The sequence below is a fragment of the Proteinivorax tanatarense genome (assembly GCF_040267685.1).
Classification (GTDB): Bacteria; Bacillota; Proteinivoracia; order Proteinivoracales; family Proteinivoracaceae; genus Proteinivorax; species Proteinivorax tanatarense.
This window is the reverse complement of record NZ_CP158367.1, coordinates 2796424-2814016: the sequence shown is the minus strand read 5'-3', so window position 1 is coordinate 2814016 and position 17593 is coordinate 2796424. Positions and strand designations below refer to the sequence as shown.

Annotated in this window: 9 protein-coding genes; all 9 read left to right on the top strand. The window is 35.1% G+C overall.

The annotated features are described in order from the left end of the window. The first annotated feature begins 1 nt into the window (after position 1). The 9 genes from PRVXT_RS13665 to PRVXT_RS13625 all read left to right on the top strand — a co-directional run bounded on the left by PRVXT_RS13665 (position 2) and on the right by PRVXT_RS13625 (position 17584). Positions 2–2560 carry an ABC transporter permease subunit gene (locus PRVXT_RS13665; protein ID WP_350343411.1) on the top strand — a complete coding sequence of 853 codons (2559 nt, stop codon included), beginning with the start codon at positions 2–4 and terminating at the stop codon, positions 2558–2560. A gap of 231 nt (positions 2561–2791) precedes the next feature. Further along, positions 2792–3664, top strand: a complete 873-nt coding sequence (locus PRVXT_RS13660) for an ABC transporter ATP-binding protein (RefSeq protein ID WP_350343410.1) — start codon at positions 2792–2794, stop codon at positions 3662–3664. Between the two features lie 10 nt (positions 3665–3674). Beyond that, complete coding sequence (locus tag PRVXT_RS13655; RefSeq protein WP_350343409.1) at positions 3675–6230, top strand: ABC transporter permease subunit; 2556 nt, start codon at positions 3675–3677, stop codon at positions 6228–6230. Positions 6231–6766: 536 nt separating this feature from the next. Further along, the gene (locus PRVXT_RS13650) at positions 6767–7084 is read left to right on the top strand and encodes a hypothetical protein (RefSeq protein WP_350343408.1); all 318 of its coding nucleotides are present in this window, start codon (positions 6767–6769) and stop codon (positions 7082–7084) included. Between the two features lie 208 nt (positions 7085–7292). Then, positions 7293–9839, top strand: coding sequence for an ABC transporter permease subunit (locus PRVXT_RS13645; protein WP_350343407.1), 2547 nt, complete (start codon positions 7293–7295; stop codon positions 9837–9839). 529 nt (positions 9840–10368) lie between these two features. Then, complete coding sequence (locus tag PRVXT_RS13640; protein ID WP_350343406.1) at positions 10369–10698, top strand: hypothetical protein; 330 nt, start codon at positions 10369–10371, stop codon at positions 10696–10698. A 467-nt stretch (positions 10699–11165) separates the two neighbouring features. After that, positions 11166–13682 (top strand): ABC transporter permease, encoded by a 2517-nt coding sequence (locus tag PRVXT_RS13635; protein WP_350343405.1) that lies wholly within the window; start codon positions 11166–11168, stop codon positions 13680–13682. 245 nt (positions 13683–13927) lie between these two features. Then, the gene (locus PRVXT_RS13630) at positions 13928–16489 is read left to right on the top strand and encodes an ABC transporter permease (protein WP_350343404.1); all 2562 of its coding nucleotides are present in this window, start codon (positions 13928–13930) and stop codon (positions 16487–16489) included. Between the two features lie 222 nt (positions 16490–16711). After that, positions 16712–17584 (top strand): ABC transporter ATP-binding protein, encoded by an 873-nt coding sequence (locus tag PRVXT_RS13625; RefSeq protein WP_350343403.1) that lies wholly within the window; start codon positions 16712–16714, stop codon positions 17582–17584. The last annotated feature ends 9 nt before the right edge of the window (positions 17585–17593 follow it).

Here is a 17593-nt window from a genome sequence, read left to right as displayed (position 1 = left end):
TTTGAAATTTGAAGTAAAGAAACTATTTAAAAAGAAAAATCTTATATGGCTTTTAACTGTAGCTATTTTATTTACAGCTGCTATTTATTGGCAGTACTCTTCCCAGCACCCTAACTACATACAGCAAACTCTAGAAAAAATTAACGAAACATATATGAATGAAGTGGGCGAACAACAAAGGTTTCTAACAGAGCTGGAGGAAGAAGTAGGATTAGATCCTTTAAAAGCAAGACAGCTAGACGCTATTCAAGATATATGGGTTAGCTTAGTACAATGGAGAGGGGCTTTAGAAAATAGGCAGCTAAGAGAGGCAATGCAATATGAGGGGGAATTTTTAGCTAATCTAACAGCGTACGAAGAGTTGGAAGGGCAGTTGGTGACTTTTCAAGGCTTAGAAAAAGAAATAGCAGAAGCTAAGCATAAGTGGCTTAATGAACACAATCTTTTTCACGAAGATGAAGAAATACCTAACTCTGTACATTTATTATTAAAGGAAAGCTCAAGTTTTTTATTTAGCCTTCTAGGTATCATACTTTTACTATTGTTTTTTGGAAACACACTCATCGAAGAAAAAGAAGAAAAAACATGGCAACTTCTAAAAACACAACCTATATCCAATTGGCAGATAATAGGGGCAAAATATATATGCCTAGTGTTGACCTCTATTTTATTTATACTACTGGTGATAACAGTAGGGATAGGCATTCCATATGTCCTAGGAGACCATACTATAAACTTTCAATACCCACAAATACTGACCGAAGGTGACCATTTTACAATCATCTCAACCTCTGAATATATAACAAGAGCTGCAATACTTTTTCTAGGAGCAAGCATTTTTGCATTCAGTATAGCTTTGCTATTAAGTAGATGGGCAAAAAATCCTTTTACAGTTACAATGCTATCGATATTTACAGTTATAATGGGATATGCAATCACCGAAATGTATGTACCGCTACAAACGGCGGCAAACCCGTTTGCTCAGCTTCGTTTCTCTGAAATATTAAATCAAACTCCTAAACCAACAGATTGGTTATACCCCTTAGCAGGGGTAATATGGGGCACTACCCTTACCAGCATGACAGCTTTTATCCCGGAAGGGAAAATGAACATACTTTTTACCTCAGACACAAAACAACCTTATAAAGGAGGAGTAACCCAAAAAAGTCACTTTACATTTTGGAATATAAGCACCTTTGAATGGAGGAAAATAAAAAGACAAGGTCTACTACTTAAGGTCTATGCTATCCTAGCCTTGCTAGTATTATTTGGTTATACAGTAGTATCAGAGCAAACTTATCAAAGAGAGACCGCTTATATTGCAAGGTTAGAGCAAAATTTAGGTTGGGAAAAAGAAAGACTGGACAATACTAAAGAAGCTATGCAACGAGAAGTAGAATATGTAGAAGAAAATTACGACAAAGAGGTATATGAGAGGACGCTATTAAGGCGTGAAAAGGGACATAGGCATTTAAAAACTTGGATTGATAAACTGGATGCAGCGATATCAGGGTATGAAAGTAAAGACTGGCAGTCAATGCATAAATACCATCTCTTTAAAAATAGATTCTATAATAATGAATTTGATACAGGCTATGTTGCTGATCAGTCAATTAAACAAGAAAAATTAGGGAGGTTTACCCTAGAGGCATCCATTGCAGAAAAAGAATGGATGTTAGAGAGGGGTGTTCAGCCAGTTTTTTCAGGAATATATATACCTACTACCTTTTACGGCGGATGGGAAAATGATACAGAAGCAAAAGAAATTTGGGTAGAAGAAAACACAAAAGTAGACAACAGCGGTCTATTTACTTTATATATTTACTTTGAAAAACATCTACACTTTATACCACTAGCGTTACTTTTATTCTTACTAGGTGGTGGTTTGGCGACAGAAAGAGGCAAAAAAAACACCTTAAACTTTTTAAAGACTCAACCTGTTTCTGAAAGCAAACTTTTCTTAGGCAAGCTATTTAATGCAAAAATTGTAATGGTACTAAGCTGTATAGCAGTGTTTTTTTTAGTCATCTTAGTAGGGTCTGTATTTAACCGTTTCGGAGACTGGCAATATCCTATACTAAATTATGATAGTGAAGCTGAAGTAATATCTTCAAACTACACTGGACATAAAATAGAAAACACAAACCAAGGGTTTCACTTTATAAATTTAGGCAGATATTTACTAGAAAGCACCGCTCTGCTAGGATTTATAGCAATCTTTATAACATCGATGGCTATGTTATTGTCTGTATTTATACAAAAAAAGATGAGCGTATTGGCAACCACAGCACTAATAGGAGCAGCAGGGTTTGCCTTAAGCCAAGATCTAACAGAAATGGCCCATCTATCTCCTTTTACTTATCTAAACATACCTAAGATAATAAACGGAGAAATAGCCACAACACTAAACAATCCTGGTGTAAACCTGCAAACAGGGATAGCAGTGCTGCTAACAGTGACAGCAGCTTTAGTGCTAGCGGGATACTTTATATCCGGCAGAAGAAACACTGTGTCAAAGAGCACTCAAACAACAGCTGACTTAAAAAGCAAATCACAATGATAAAGAAACAAAAGCCCATTAACCATTTTAAAATAAGTTAATGGGCTTTTGACAAACAATCAGCAAAACACGACTCGGTGATGTAACAATCAGTGGGGTAAGTAAATCTTCCACTGGCTATAGTTTTGTTTTTGAAGAATTTATTTCAATAAACTGAAACTTTTCAGTATATTTAACGTCTATTTATATAACAAAGAAATAATAAAGAAAAAAAACAGGGGGTATGTAAAAATGATTTTATCAGTAAAAAACATCCACAAATCCTATGGCAAGGAGAAGGTACTAAAAGGTATCTCTTTTGAAATGACTCAGCCGCAGATATTAGCTTTAGTAGGCCCAAACGGTTCCGGTAAATCTACCTTACTAAACGTCATCAATAACCTGCTGCCTGCCAACGAAGGCGAAGTTACCGTACTGGGAAAGATCAACAAAGACCCTAACATTTTTAAAGAAATATCATACATGCAGGACAACTCTGTACTGTACGACTACTTGACCGGCTACGACCACCTGCAATTTATAGGCGATGTCCAGGGAATATCAAAAAAAGAGATACTAAGCACAGCAAAAAGGGTGGGGATAGACTCGTACATCAACAAAAAGGTAGGCAAATATTCATTGGGCATGAAACAACACCTTCTGCTGACAATGGCCATTTTAAACAACCCCAAACTCCTAATACTAGATGAGCCGCTAAACGGACTAGACCCCACCAGCGCCATAAAGGTGCGCAATCTCCTTTTAGAGATATACAAAAGCGGCACCGCCATATTGCTATCTTCCCACAACCTAGCAGAAATAGATAGAGTAACATCTCAAATATTATTTTTAAAAGACGGAAACCTAATCAAAGAAGATATCTCCAAATATGAAAAAGCCTGCTACGATCTAAAGCTAGACAACATAGAAAAAGGAGAAAAAGCGCTCAAGCAGCAGGACATACCGACAGAAATATTAGACGAAAGCCTACGAGTGTATGTAGAAGGAGCATCCTTAGATAAAGTGTTTCATATCTTAGACGCAGAAAAAATAAAGCTGCTGGATATAGATAAAAAAATATGGGGCTCAGAGGAGCGGTACAAAAAGATATTTGTTGGGGGGTAAGTGATAATTTATGGGATTATTAAAGTTTGAGCTTAAAAAGGTATTTAGACAAAAGAAGCTTTTATGGCTTTTAGTTATAGCTATTTTAGCCACATCCGGTATATACTATAAAAATATATCTCAACACACTAATATAATAGAAGACGAAAAAGATAGGGTAAAGGGATATATCGAAGAAATAGGTATAGTTCAGGATTTGCTAATAAACATTGAAGAAAACACCGGTCTTAACGACATGCAACAAAAGCAATATGATCATCTACAGCAAATGTTGCTTTCATCAGTACAATGGAGAAGCTCTATAGAGAGCAGACAATTTGATGATGCATTATCAAACGAAAAACAGTTTCTTGCTGAATTACAGCTATATAAAGAGCAAGGGGGGCAGCCCCTTTCGACACTAGCAGGATTGGAAAAGCATATAACCATAGAAAAAAATGCTTGGCTAATTGACCATGGTCTTTACTATGAAGATGAAAGCATTCCCCAATCTATCCACCTTTTAACAAAAGAGACTTCCACCTTTTTATTGGGACTTGTGGGGATGTTAACCTTACTTCTTTTCTTTGGAAGTACGCTTACAGAGGAGAAGGAAGAAAATACTTGGCGAACATTGAAAACTCAGCCTATAACTAATTGGAAGCTTATAATTTCAAAGTATATTAGCTTGATATTAGTTAGTGCGGTCTTTATAGTTATTGTACTAGGAGTGGGAATAACCCTTCCCAGCATACTTGGGGATCATCCAATGGGCTTTCAATATCCCCAAGTTTTAACTCAAGAAGATAGCTTTACAACTATCTCTACATTCGAACACCTATTAAGGTTATCAACACTTTTTTTAGGTGCCAGTATATTTGTGTTTAGCGTAGCCTTGTTTTTAAATAGATGGTCAGAAAACTCCTTTTCTGTGTTAATGATGACAGTTTTTTCAGTATTTACAGGGTATTTTATCACCCATTTGTTTAGCCCATTGCAAACAGTATTTAACCCATTTTATCACCTAAACTTTTCTGTTATTTTATCTCAACTTCCCCAAAGTACAGACTGGTTATATCCTGCTATGTCTTTAATCTGGAGTATAATAATCTTGGCATTTACAATTTTAATACCAGAGCGGGAAATAAACTTGATTTATACTTCACAGTATAAAAAACCATTTAAAAACGGTCAAACTTCTAAAAAGCAAAGCCTTTGGAACATAAACACATTTGAATGGCGAAAGCTTATAAGAAAAGGATTGGTAATAAAGGTTTATATACTGTTAGCATTTATGGTTTTTTTCGGGCATACTATAGTAACTCAACAAACCCAGAAAAAAGAAGCAGATTACATTGAAAACTTGGAAAGTTATATCTACCATAGAGAAAATAGTTTAATTCCAAGTGCTGAAGAGATGATAGAAAGGTATAAAGAAGAGTTGAAAGAGGAGCCAGATAATATATGGGCCCAAAAAAATCTAGAAGAACAGAAAAAAAGGTTAGCTTTTCGTAATAGAGAACTAGAGAAATTAAATGCTGCCGTAAAAGGGTACAAAAAAGGAGATTGGCAAGCTTTATATGAATATCAGCTTTTTCGTAATAGGGCTGATAACGAAGAGTTCGAAGGTTATAGGAGAGGTGGAGATGATTATGTAGGTCAATTCGCCAGAGCCGTTAGTATAGAGGAAAAGAAATGGCTAATGAAAAATGACATACAGCCAGTGTGCTCCGGTATATATATACCAACAACTATGTATTCTAACTGGGTCTCAGATGAGGGTGAAGAGAGATGGGTGGAAAGAAACACCAAAATAGACAACAGCGGACTGTTCTCCTTATACTTGTACTTTGAAAGATACATTTACTTTGTTCCGCTGGGTATATTCCTGTTTCTCCTAGGAGGAGGCTTAGCCGCTGAACAAGGTAAAAAGAACACATTAAATCTGCTCAAAACCCAACCTATAGCTGAGAACAAATTGTTTTTAGGAAAGTTATTTAACGCTAAAATAGTGGCGGTGGCAAGCTGTATAGCTATATTTTTATTGGTGATTTTAGTGGGAACAGTCTTTGAACGCTTTGGCGATTGGCAATATCCAATCTTAAACTACGACAGCATAGCGGAGGTAGAAGCTTCAGACTATGATGGGCATAAAGTGGATATAGAAGACTTTACCGTAGGATTTCACTTTATGAACTTAGGCAGATTTCTTATAGAAAGCATAGTGCTATTTAGTTTTGTAGCGTTGTTTTTTATAAGCCTATCGATATTTATATCACTATTTTTAAAAAGAGAAATGAGCGTATTGGCAACCACAGCACTAATAGGAGCAGCAGGGTTTGCTCTAAGTCAAGAGCTAACAGAAATGGCCCATCTATCTCCCTTCACTTATCTAAACATACCCAAGATAATAAACGGAGAGATAGCCACAACACTAAACAACCCCAGCGTAAACCTGCAAACAGGGATAGCGGTACTGCTAACGGTGACAGCAGTTTTAGTGCTAGCAGGATATTTTATCTCCGGCAGGAAAAATGCGGTGACTAATAAAAATCAAGCAACAGAAGAGTTAAATAATAAGTTATAACGACATAGCAGAACAAAAGCCCATTAACCATTTAAAAACAAGTTAGTGGGCTTTTTAAGATAACCAGCAAAATATTGTGTGATTATTGAGCGAATATATAGGCTAAGAAAGTTAGGTTGCATTCTTATTTTAGGGTGATTAGACATAGAGAAATGAAAAAATATTTGAGAGGAAAGAAAAACTTTCCTGAGAGTTAATGGACTTTTTGCAAAATTTAATATATTATCTAGTTAAATGAATCATTGCTTAGATGCAGGCCTTACACAAAATATGAAAATGTTGCTTAAGTAGGCATAAGTACGACATTTTTTGATTTCCTTTATAAAGTTATGATTATATGAAGATCTATAAGTCTTATCTATAGCAAGAACAAGCGACATAACATAAAAATATATTAAAAATTCTTCATTTTGCAACTAATTTTCCCTACAAAACAGCATTTACATAAGCTCTGGGAATGTAAATGATAATCTTCTGACCAGAGAGAAGAGTTGTTGTACTAGGGAGATAAAAAATATAAAAGGGGGAAAAATAAGATGCTTAAGAAAAGATTGATGATGGTTACGGCATTGGTGTTAGGAGGATTGTTTTTCTTTGGAGCTATGCCTGTGGAGGCTGTTGAGGAGCCTGTTCGAGTGGAAGAAAATGCCTTGCTTGACCTAAAGGCTGTTGAAATTGAGCAGCCCGTAAACAGAGGCGAAACATGGTACTACAACGATGGGTTATGGCATGGGGTTCTTCACCGTGTAGGAGGTAATAATCAACCTGCACCTTATACTTATAGAGGGTTAGTCTCCTCGGATGTAAATGGCCCAGCCCCATTTGGTTTGACGGAGGAACTGGCTAAAGAATAAATGTCAAGCTTGACTGATTTAAGCTTTTTACCTTTTTAGATTATTTTAAAATGGTAAAAAGCTTATACCTATTTATTAAGTGAACTAGATGACAATGTAAAGTCTTTTGGGTTAGTTTACGGGTTTTACATCTATAAACCTAACAGAAAAGAAAAATTTTAAAAGTCATTTTATCTGAGATTATACAGGTGGGGAGCTAGGTGAATTAATGGGACTATTAAAATTTGAGCTTAAAAAGGTGTTCAAACAAAAGCTTTTATGGCTTTTAGGTATAACGATATTAATAACTGCAGGAGTGTACTACCAGTTTGGTTCCCAGCAGGGAAACATAATGCAAGACCAAGATGATAGAATTGAAAGTTATTTTGGAGATGTAACAGACATTCAGGAAACACTATCAACAATGAAAGAGAATTCTGACCTTGATGATAAGCAAGCTAAACAATATGAACGTTCTAGAGATATGGTTAATATACTTATTAGATGGCAAAACTTAGGAGCACACAGATATAATAATGCTTTAGAGTTTGAAAGAAATTTTTTAGAGTTATTACAGCAATATGAACAACAGGGAGGGGAGCCTATCCCTAGTATCATGGGGGTAGAGAAAGAAAAAGTTATAGAAAAAAATGCCTGGCTTATAGAAAATGAGCTTTATTACGAGAATGAAATCAACCCACAATCTATTCACCTTCTTGCAAAAGAAAACGCATTATTTTTGTTAGGCGTACTAGGAATTTTTATACTGTTGTTGTTTTTTGGAAGCACAATTACCGAGGAAAAAGAAGAAAACACTTGGCAAACACTAAAAACTCAGCCAATAGCTGAATGGAAGCTTATGGGAGTAAAATATATTAGTTTAATACTGGTGACAGTACTGTTTGTGATAATGATATTAGTGGCGGCAACAGCAATTCCTTATATGTTTGTAGAGGAACAATGGGGTTATCCAATAATGAATTTCCAATACCCTCAAGTATTAGAACAACAAGATGACTTTGCAATAATATCCACTTTTGAATATTTAATGCGGGCGTCAATATTGTTTTTAGGAGCGGCAATGTTTGTATTTAGTATAAGCATACTTGTAAACAGGTGGGGGAAAAACTCTTTTACAGTAATAATGATGACAGGTCTTATTACGGTTATCGGTTACTTTGTCACAGATATATTTTCCGTTATGCAATCGGTGTTCAATCCATTTTATCACTTACAATTTGCAGAAATTCTAAGCAAGGTTCCTCAAAACACAGATTGGCTATACCCCTTTGTAGCAACAGCTTGGAGTTTAATTATATTAGGTGTAGCAGCATTTGTTCCAGAAAGGGAGCTAAGCTTACTGCACTATTCCTACATTAAAAAGCCATACAGACGAGGAGACACGAAAAAGGGCCTAAGCTTTTGGAAAATAAACGTGTTTGAATGGAGAAAGCTAAAAAGAAAAGGATTGCTGTTAAAAGCTTTTGCAATGCTGGCATGTTTAGTTATTTTCGGCCATTATATAATTTCCCACCAGACACAACAAAAAGAAGAGGAGTATATCGGTCAACTAAAAGATACTTATTTTTTAGAAAGCCAACTATCTACTTGGGAAGAATTTGTCGAAAGTACTACAGCTAGACTTAAAGAACAGCCAGAAAATGAAGGCCTAAAAAGTAATAAAGAAGCTTATAAAAAGGCTTTTAATCATATAAAGAAACGTTTAGAAAAAAAAGAATCCGCTGTAAAAGGCTATAAGCAAGGACAATGGGAGCCTTTTTACGAATATCAGATCTTTTGGGTTAGAATGTGGAATCAAGAGTTTGATACAGGTTCTATTGATTATGATGGGCGTTCTTTTGGTCAGTTGCTTTTGATAGCAAGTATTGAGGAGAAGAAATGGTTGATGGAAAAAGACATCCAGCCAGTGTTAGCTGGTGAGCTAATTCCTACAACTATGTTTTCAAGGGCAAACGAAGAATGGGTGGAAAGAAACACCAAAATAGACAACAGCGGACTGTTCTCCTTATACTTGTACTTTGAAAGATACATTTACTTTGTGCCTCTAGCAATATTTCTGTTTCTCCTAGGAGGCGGCTTAGCTTCCGAGCGAAATAAAAAGAACACATTAAATCTGCTCAAAACCCAGCCTATAGCTGAGAACAAATTGTTTTTAGGAAAGTTATTTAACGCTAAAATAGTGGCGGTGGCAAGTTGTATAGCGATATTTTTAGTAGTAGTATTAGTAGGAACAGTCTTTGAACGCTTTGGCGATTGGCAATATCCAATCTTAAACTACGACAGCATAGCGGAGGTAGAAGCTTCAGACTATGATGGGCATAAAGTGGATATAGAAGACTTTACCGTAGGATTTCACTTTATGAACTTAGGCAGATTTCTTATAGAAAGTATAGTGCTATTTAGTTTTGTAGCGATGTTTTTTATAACACTATCGATATTTATATCACTATTTTTAAAAAGAGAAATGAGCGTATTGGCAACCACAGCATTAATAGGAGCAGCAGGATTTGCTCTAAGCCAAGGGCTAACAGAAATGGCCCATCTATCTCCCTTCACTTATCTAAACATACCCAAGATAATAAACGGAGAAATAGCCACAACACTAAACAACCCCAGCGTAAACCTGCAAACAGGGATAGTGATACTGTTAGCTGTGACAGCAGGTTTAGTGCTAGCAGGATATTTTATCTCCGGCAGGAAAAATGCGGTTACTAATAAAAATCAAGCAACAGAAGAGTTAAATAGTAGGTTATAACGACATAGCAGAACAAAAGCCCATTAACCATTTAAAAACAAGTTAGTGGGCTTTTTAAGATAACCAGCAAAATATTGTGTGATTATTGAGCGAATATATAGGCTAGGAAAGTTAGTTTGCATTCTTATTTTAGGGTGATTAGACATAGAGAAATGAAAAAATATTTGAAAGGAAAGAAAAACTTTCCTGAGAGTTAATGGACTATTTGCAAAATTTAATATATTGTCTAGTTAGAATCATTGCTTAGATGCAGGCCTTACACAAAATATGAAAATGTTGCTTAAGTAGGCATAAGTACGACATTTTTTGATTTCCTTTATAAAGTTATGATTATATGAAGATCTATAAGTCTTATTTATAGCAAAAACAAGCGACATAATATAAAAATATACTAAAAATTCTTCATTTTGTAACTAATTTTCCCTACAAAACAGCATTTACATAGCTCTGGGACGTAAATGATAATCTTCTTACCAGAGAGAAGAGTTATTGTGCTAGGGAGATAAAAAGTAAGAGGGGTAAGAATAAGATGCTTAAGAAAAGATTGATGATGGTTACGGCATTGGTGTTAGGAGGATTGTTTTTCCTTGGAGCAATGCCTGTGGAGGCTGTGGAAAATGCAGAACAAGATGAAACTGCCTTAGCAAGATCGCCAAAATATTTTGCTAGATGGTATAGGGACACAAGTTGTTTTAAGTATGTAACTGTGCGGTGTGCTTGTTGTGGTACAAGTTATCAAGGATATCTTAGTTTCCAAGGAGAACAGAATTCTAACAATGAATACCTATATGCAGGATCTTTATATCGAACTGACTTAGGTTTTTATCCTAATCCTGGTCCTTGTGGTTGCTGTAGGTAGGCTTAGTAAGCACCCAAATAAGCTCGTGTTTAAGAGCTTATTTGGGTGTTAGAGTCACCGTACTTAACTACTTGTTTTAACAAGATTCATATTTTGTTTAGTAAAATTACAATAGAGGAAAAAGGTAAAAAAAGCTCAGATTAATGCTCCAACTTTTTACTATTGTAAAAAAATGATGAACATAGACTAGCCAACATTGTTAAAATAGGAATTTAGTAATAATTTCTACTAATGAATAAGGTATTAGTGTTTAAGGGTTATCTGTAAAGTAGCTTTATTAGAGTGCCTTTGCCACTAGGACATGGTCACTGGCCATAAAAATTTTGATTTTCTTAGGTTTTTATAAGAAATAGGTTTATGTTAGGTTTGTCGTAAAAAGTATATAGAAAGCCTTCACAAGTCTTATGGTAGATAGAAGGCGCTAAAGGTGTTTTTTGAGATGATATATGGGAGGAGTATGACAATTTATGGGGTTATTAAGATTTGAACTTAAGAAGATTTTTAAACAAAAGAAGCTTTTATGGCTTTTAATAGTGGTATGCATATGTACTTATGGTATATATAATCACTTCATAAATCAACAACCTAATCTTCAATCCTCAGCAAACATTAGAGATATTTATATACCTCAAGTTGAATTAAATCATAATCAACTTAGGACTATAAAACAAGGTGATAATCTATCTAATAATCAAAAACAGCAATATCAATATACAGGGGAGATGCTAGACTATTTACGAAACTGGGCCCGAGCTGTGGAAAGGAATCGGAACGAAGATGCTTTAATATATGAACAAAAATTTTTGGCCCATCTTGAAACATATGAAGAACTAGGTGGGCAGCCATTGGACTCATTTCCTAATCATAAAAGAGAACTGGCAACTGAAAGAAATGCATGGCTTATAGAACACGAACTTTATTATGAAGATGAAACAATTCCCCATTCTCCTCATCTCTTGCTAAAAGAAAGTTCCATTTTTCTATTTAGCATACTAAGTGTTGTGATACTGATTCTTTTGTTTGGCAACATAGTTACAAAGGAAAAAGAAGAGAAAACATGGTTAACACTAAGGACTCAACCTCTTATAAATGAAAAAATAATGATTATGAAATTTTTGGCATTAGTTATAATTTTGTTAGCATTCATAATTATGGTAGTTATAATAGGAATATTAATACCTTCTCTACTAGGGGAACATGAATTGAACTTAAACTATCCCCAGATTTTGTTAGCTGAAGAAGACTACGTAATAATTTCTACAACAGCTTATATATTAAGAGCTGCAGTATATTTTACAAGCGTAGTTCTTTTTGTTATGGCTTTTTGTCTTGCACTTAATGGATGGGCAAAGAACACTTATACAGTGCTAGCTATATCATCTATAACTTTGTTAATAGGCTACTTTTTAACTGATATATACATACCCCTACAAACTATAATAAATCCTTTTTATCATTTACAGTTGCCAATGTTAGAGCAGCCTTTAGATCATATTAGCTGGGGATACCCAGGTGTTTGTTTGCTATGGACAATTTTGTTTGTGTCTTTAGCTGCTTTTAAAGCAGAGAAACAAATAAATCTTATTTATAGCTCAGATAGGAAAATACCTTTTAACAATGGCAACACTAGCAATACAGGAGGGCTTTTAAATGTAGTTAGATTTGAGTTAAGAAAACAATGTAGAAAAGGGTTGCTATTAAAAACCTATGTGATTTTAACTGTTTTAGTGTTATTTGGATATGCTATATTCTCCCAACAGGCTATACAAAAAGAAGAACAGCGCATAGAAAGCATGAACAGGTCTATAACCCAAATTAAAAATAGTTTTATACCAAATTTAAAACAATTATCGGATAGTGAGGAAGGAACAGAAAAAGAGCGTTTAGAAGAAACTATCGAGCATTATCATATAAAGATGGATAAATTAAACTCAGCAGTTGACGGGTACAAAGCAGAAGATTGGGCACCAATTTATGGGTATGAAATATTTCATTTAAGATTTATTAATGGCGAGCTTGATACTGGTGTATTAGATACTTATTGGAAAGAAGACCATAGTCAATTTAGTATTGATGTAAGTTTTGCTGAACAAAAGTGGATGGCAGAAAAGGAAATCCATCCGGTTTTTCCTAATCGCCCTAATCCCACAGTTTTGCACTCAAACTTACGGGATGAACAAAAAGAAGATTTTTTAGAGCTACATACAAGAGTAGATAACAGTGGATTGTACTTGCTATATATTTATTTTAGAAAATACTTTTACTTTTTACCAATGCTTATGTTCTTGTTTTTATTAGGAGGAGGGGTAGCAGAAGAAAAAGGGAAGAGGATCACTCTAAATTTTTTAAAAACACAACCTGTTGCAGAAAAAAAGATTTATTTGAGTAAGTTTATAAATGGCAACATTATAACGTTGTTAAGTTGCTTAATCATATTTTTACTGGTTATTATTATTGCAACTAGTTTAAATAGATTTGGTGACTGGCAGTATCCAGTACTACATTATGATAGTATAAGCGAAGCAGCGGTAGAAGACTATACAGGTCAAAGAGTAAAACTTTTAGATTATACAGTTGGGTTTCACTTTATCAACTTAGGTAAGTATTTAATTAAAAGTATTATATTATTTAGTGTTGTGACTATGTTTTTAATAAGCTTATCTATATTTTTGTCATTGTTTACAAAACGACAGGTAAGTGTTTGTGCATCAACAGTATTTATTAGTGCAGTTGGCTATGCTATAACCAATAGTTCAAAAATGGCCCATCTGTCCCCATTCACCTATTTAAACATACCCAAGATAATAAACGGAGAGATAGCCACAACACTAAACAACCCCAGCGTAAATTTTCGAACAGGGATAGCAGTACTGCTAACAGTGACAGCAGTCTTAGTGCTAGCAGGATATTTTATCTCCGGCAGGAAAAATGCGGTTACTAATAAAAATCCAATAACAGCTGAATTAAAAAGCAAGTCACAATGATACATCATAACAAAAGCCCATTAACTATTTTAAATGTTAGTGGGCTTTTTATAAAAAAAGGAAGCCTTCATCGATTGCAATATCACTTTTAGGATTTTGTTTTAAAAATCTGAAACTTTTCAGTTTATTTCACGTCTATTTATATAACAATGAAAAATAAACAGGGGGTATGCAAAAATGATTTTATTTTAACATAAATAAAAAGAAATACCTAAGAAAGGGTGAAAAGAGTGGGGTTAGGACTTTTGAAATTTGAAGTAAAGAAACTATTTAAAAAGAAAAATCTTATTTGGCTTTTAACTGTAGTTATTTTATTTACAGCTGCTACTTATTTGTACTATTCTTCTCAGCATTCTTGCTATATACAGCAAGCTCTAGGAAAAATTAACGAAACATATATGAATGAAGTGGGAGAGCAACAAAGGCTGCTAACAGAGTTGGAGGAAGAAGTAGGATTAGATCCTTTACAAGCAAGACAGCTAGACGCTATTCAAGATATATGGGTTAGCTTAGTACAATGGAGAGGGGCTTTAGAAAATAGGCAGCTAAGAGAGGCAATGCAATATGAGGGGGAATTTTTAGCTAATCTAACAGCGTATGAAGAGTTGGAAGGGCAGTTGGTGACTTTTCAAGGATTAGAAAAAGAAATAGCAGAAGCTAAGCATAAGTGGCTTAATGAACACAATCTTTTTCACGAAGATGAAGAAATACCTAACTCTGTACATTTATTATTAAAGGAAAGCTCAAGTTTTTTATTTAGCCTTCTAGGTATCATACTTTTACTATTGTTTTTTGGAAACACACTCATCGAAGAAAAAGAAGAAAAAACATGGCAACTTCTAAAAACACAACCTATATCCAATTGGCAGATAATAGGGGCAAAATATATATGTCTAGTGTTGACCTCTATTTTATTTATACTACTGGTGATAACAGTAGGGATAGCCATTCCATATGTTTTAGGAGAACACACTGCAGATTTTCAGTACCCACAAATAATGATCGAAGGTGACCACATTACAATCATCTCAACATCTGAATATATAGCAAGAGCTGCAATGCTTTTTTTAGGAGCAAGTATTTTTACATTCAGTATAGCTTTGCTATTAAGTAGATGGGCAAAAAATCCTTTTACCGTTACGTTACTATCGATATTTACAGTTATAATGGGATATGCAATTACCGAAATGTACTTACCGCTACAAACGATAGCAAATCCCTTTATTCAGCTTCGCTTCTCTGAGATATTAAATCAAACTTCTCCAACAGTAAACTGGTTATATCCGTTAGTAGGGATAATATGGGGTATTGCACTTACCAGCATGGCAGCTTTTATTCCGGAAAGAAAAATAAACATGCTTTTTAGTTCAGACATCAAGCAACCTTATAAAGGAGGATTAACTCAAAAAAGTCCCTTAACCCTTTGGAATATAAGCACATTTGAATGGAGGAAAATAAAAAGACAAGGTCTACTACTTAAGGTATATGCTATCTTGGCTTTGCTTGTACTATTTGGTTATTCGGTAGTATCAGATCAAACTTATCAAAGAGAGACCGCTTATATTGCAAGGTTAGAGCAAGATTTAGTTTGGGAAAAAGATGCATTATTGCGAGGAAAAGAAGGTAGGCAAATAGAACTGAAACGAGCAGAAGAACATTATGGGCAAGAATCGTATGAGAGAACGCTATTAAGGTATGAGAAAGGACTTAGACATATTAATACCAGGATTGATAAACTGGAAGCAGCAATATCGGGCTTTGATAGTAAAGACTGGCAGTCAATTCATAACTACCATCTCTTTAAAAATAGATTCTATAATAATGAACTTGATACTGGTTTTGTTGCTGAGCAGTCAGGGACACAAGAAACATTCGGTAGGTTTACTTTGGAGGCATCTATAGCAGAAAAAGAATGGATGTTAGAGAGGGGTGTTCAGCCAGTTTTTTCAGGGATGTTTATACCTAAGCCTACCACTTTTTACGGCAATTGGGAACATGACACAGAAGCTAAAGAAATATGGGTAGAAGAAAACACAAAAGTAGATAACAGCGGTCTATTTACTTTATATATTTACTTTGAAAAACATCTGCACTTTATACCACTAGCGTTACTTTTATCTCTACTTGGCGGAGGTTTGGCGACGGAAAGGGGTAAAAAAAACACCTTAAACTTTTTAAAGACTCAACCTGTTTCTGAAAGTAAACTTTTCTTAGGCAAGCTATTTAATGCAAAAATTGTAACCGTACTAAGTTGTATAGCAGTATTTCTTTTAGTCATCTTAGTAGGGACTGTATTTAACCGTTTTGGAGACTGGCAATATCCTATACTAAATTATGATAGTGAAGCTGAAGTAATATCTTCAAACTACACTGGACATAAAGTAGAAAATACAAACCAAGGGTTTCACTTTATAAACCTAGGAAGATATTTACTAGAAAGCACCGCTTTGCTAGGATTTGTAGCAATGTTTTTAACAACCATAGCCATATTTTTATCTATATTTATACAGAAAAAGATGGGTGTATTAGCTATCACAGCGATGGCAGGAGCGGCAGGGGTTGCCCTAAGCCAAGGGCTAACAGAAATGGCCCATCTGTCCCCATTCACCTATTTAAACATACCTAAAGTAATAAACGGAGAGATAGCCACAACACTAAACAACCCCAGCGTAAACCTGCAAACAGGGATAGCAGTACTGCTAACGGTGACGGCAGTTTTAGTGCTAGCAGGATATTTTATCTCCGGCAGGAAAAATGCGGTGACTAATAAAAATCAAGCAACAGAAGAGTTAAATAATAAGTTATAACGACATAGCAGAACAAAAGCCCATTAACCATTTTAAAATAATTCAATGGGCTTTTGACAAACAGCAAAACTGGACTTGGTGATGTAACAGTCAGTGGATAAGTAAAGCTTCCATTGGCTATAGTTTTGTTTTTGAAAAAGTTATTTCAGTAAACTGAAACTTTTCAGCTTTTTTCACGTCTATATATATAACAAAGAAAAAATAAACAGGGGGTATGTAAAAATGATTTTATCAGTAAAAAACATCCACAAATCCTATGGCAAGGAGAAGGTACTAAAAGGTATCTCTTTAGAAATGACTCAGCCACAGATATTAGCTTTAGTTGGCCCAAATGGCTCCGGTAAATCAACCTTGCTAAACGTCATCAACAACCTGCTGCCTGCCGACGAAGGTGAAGTTACCGTGCTGGGAAAAAGCAACAAAGACCCTAACATTTTTAAAGAAATATCATACATGCAGGACAACTCTGTACTGTACGACTATTTGACCGGCTACGATCACCTACAGTTCATAGGCGATGTCCAGGGAATATCAAAAAAAGAGATAATGAGCACAGCAAAAAGGGTGGGGATAGACTCGTACATCAACAAAAAGGTAGGCAAATATTCCTTGGGCATGAAACAACACCTTCTGCTGACCATGGCAATTTTAAACAACCCCAAACTCCTAATACTAGATGAGCCGTTAAACGGACTAGACCCCACCAGCGCCATAAAGGTCAGAAACCTACTGCTAGAGATATACAATAGCGGCACCGCCATATTGCTATCCTCCCACAACCTAGCAGAAATAGATAGAGTAACATCCCAAATATTGTTTTTAAAAGACGGAAACCTAATCAAAGAAGACATCTCCAAATATGAAAAAGCCTGCTACGATCTAAAGCTAGACAACATAGAAAAAGGAGAAAAAGCGCTCAAGCAGCAGGACATACCGACAGAAATATTAGACGAAAGCCTACGAGTGTATGTAGAAGGAGCATCCTTAGATAAAGTGTTTCATATCTTAGACGCAGAAAAAATAAAGCTATTGGACATAGATAAAAAAATATGGGGCTCAGAGGAGCGGTACAAAAAGATATTTGTTGGGGGGTAAGTGATAATT

Bases quoted from the DNA above. Each gene is read 5' to 3' on its own strand.
- PRVXT_RS13660 (WP_350343410.1), top strand. From the start codon at position 2,792: ATGATTTTATCAGTAAAAAACATCCACAAATCCTATGGCAAGGAGAAG.
- PRVXT_RS13655 (WP_350343409.1), top strand. From the start codon at position 3,675: ATGGGATTATTAAAGTTTGAGCTTAAAAAGGTATTTAGACAAAAGAAG.
- PRVXT_RS13650 (WP_350343408.1), top strand. From the start codon at position 6,767: ATGCTTAAGAAAAGATTGATGATGGTTACGGCATTGGTGTTAGGAGGA.
- PRVXT_RS13645 (WP_350343407.1), top strand. From the start codon at position 7,293: ATGGGACTATTAAAATTTGAGCTTAAAAAGGTGTTCAAACAAAAGCTT.
- PRVXT_RS13640 (WP_350343406.1), top strand. From the start codon at position 10,369: ATGCTTAAGAAAAGATTGATGATGGTTACGGCATTGGTGTTAGGAGGA.
- PRVXT_RS13635 (WP_350343405.1), top strand. From the start codon at position 11,166: ATGGGGTTATTAAGATTTGAACTTAAGAAGATTTTTAAACAAAAGAAG.
- PRVXT_RS13625 (WP_350343403.1), top strand. From the start codon at position 16,712: ATGATTTTATCAGTAAAAAACATCCACAAATCCTATGGCAAGGAGAAG.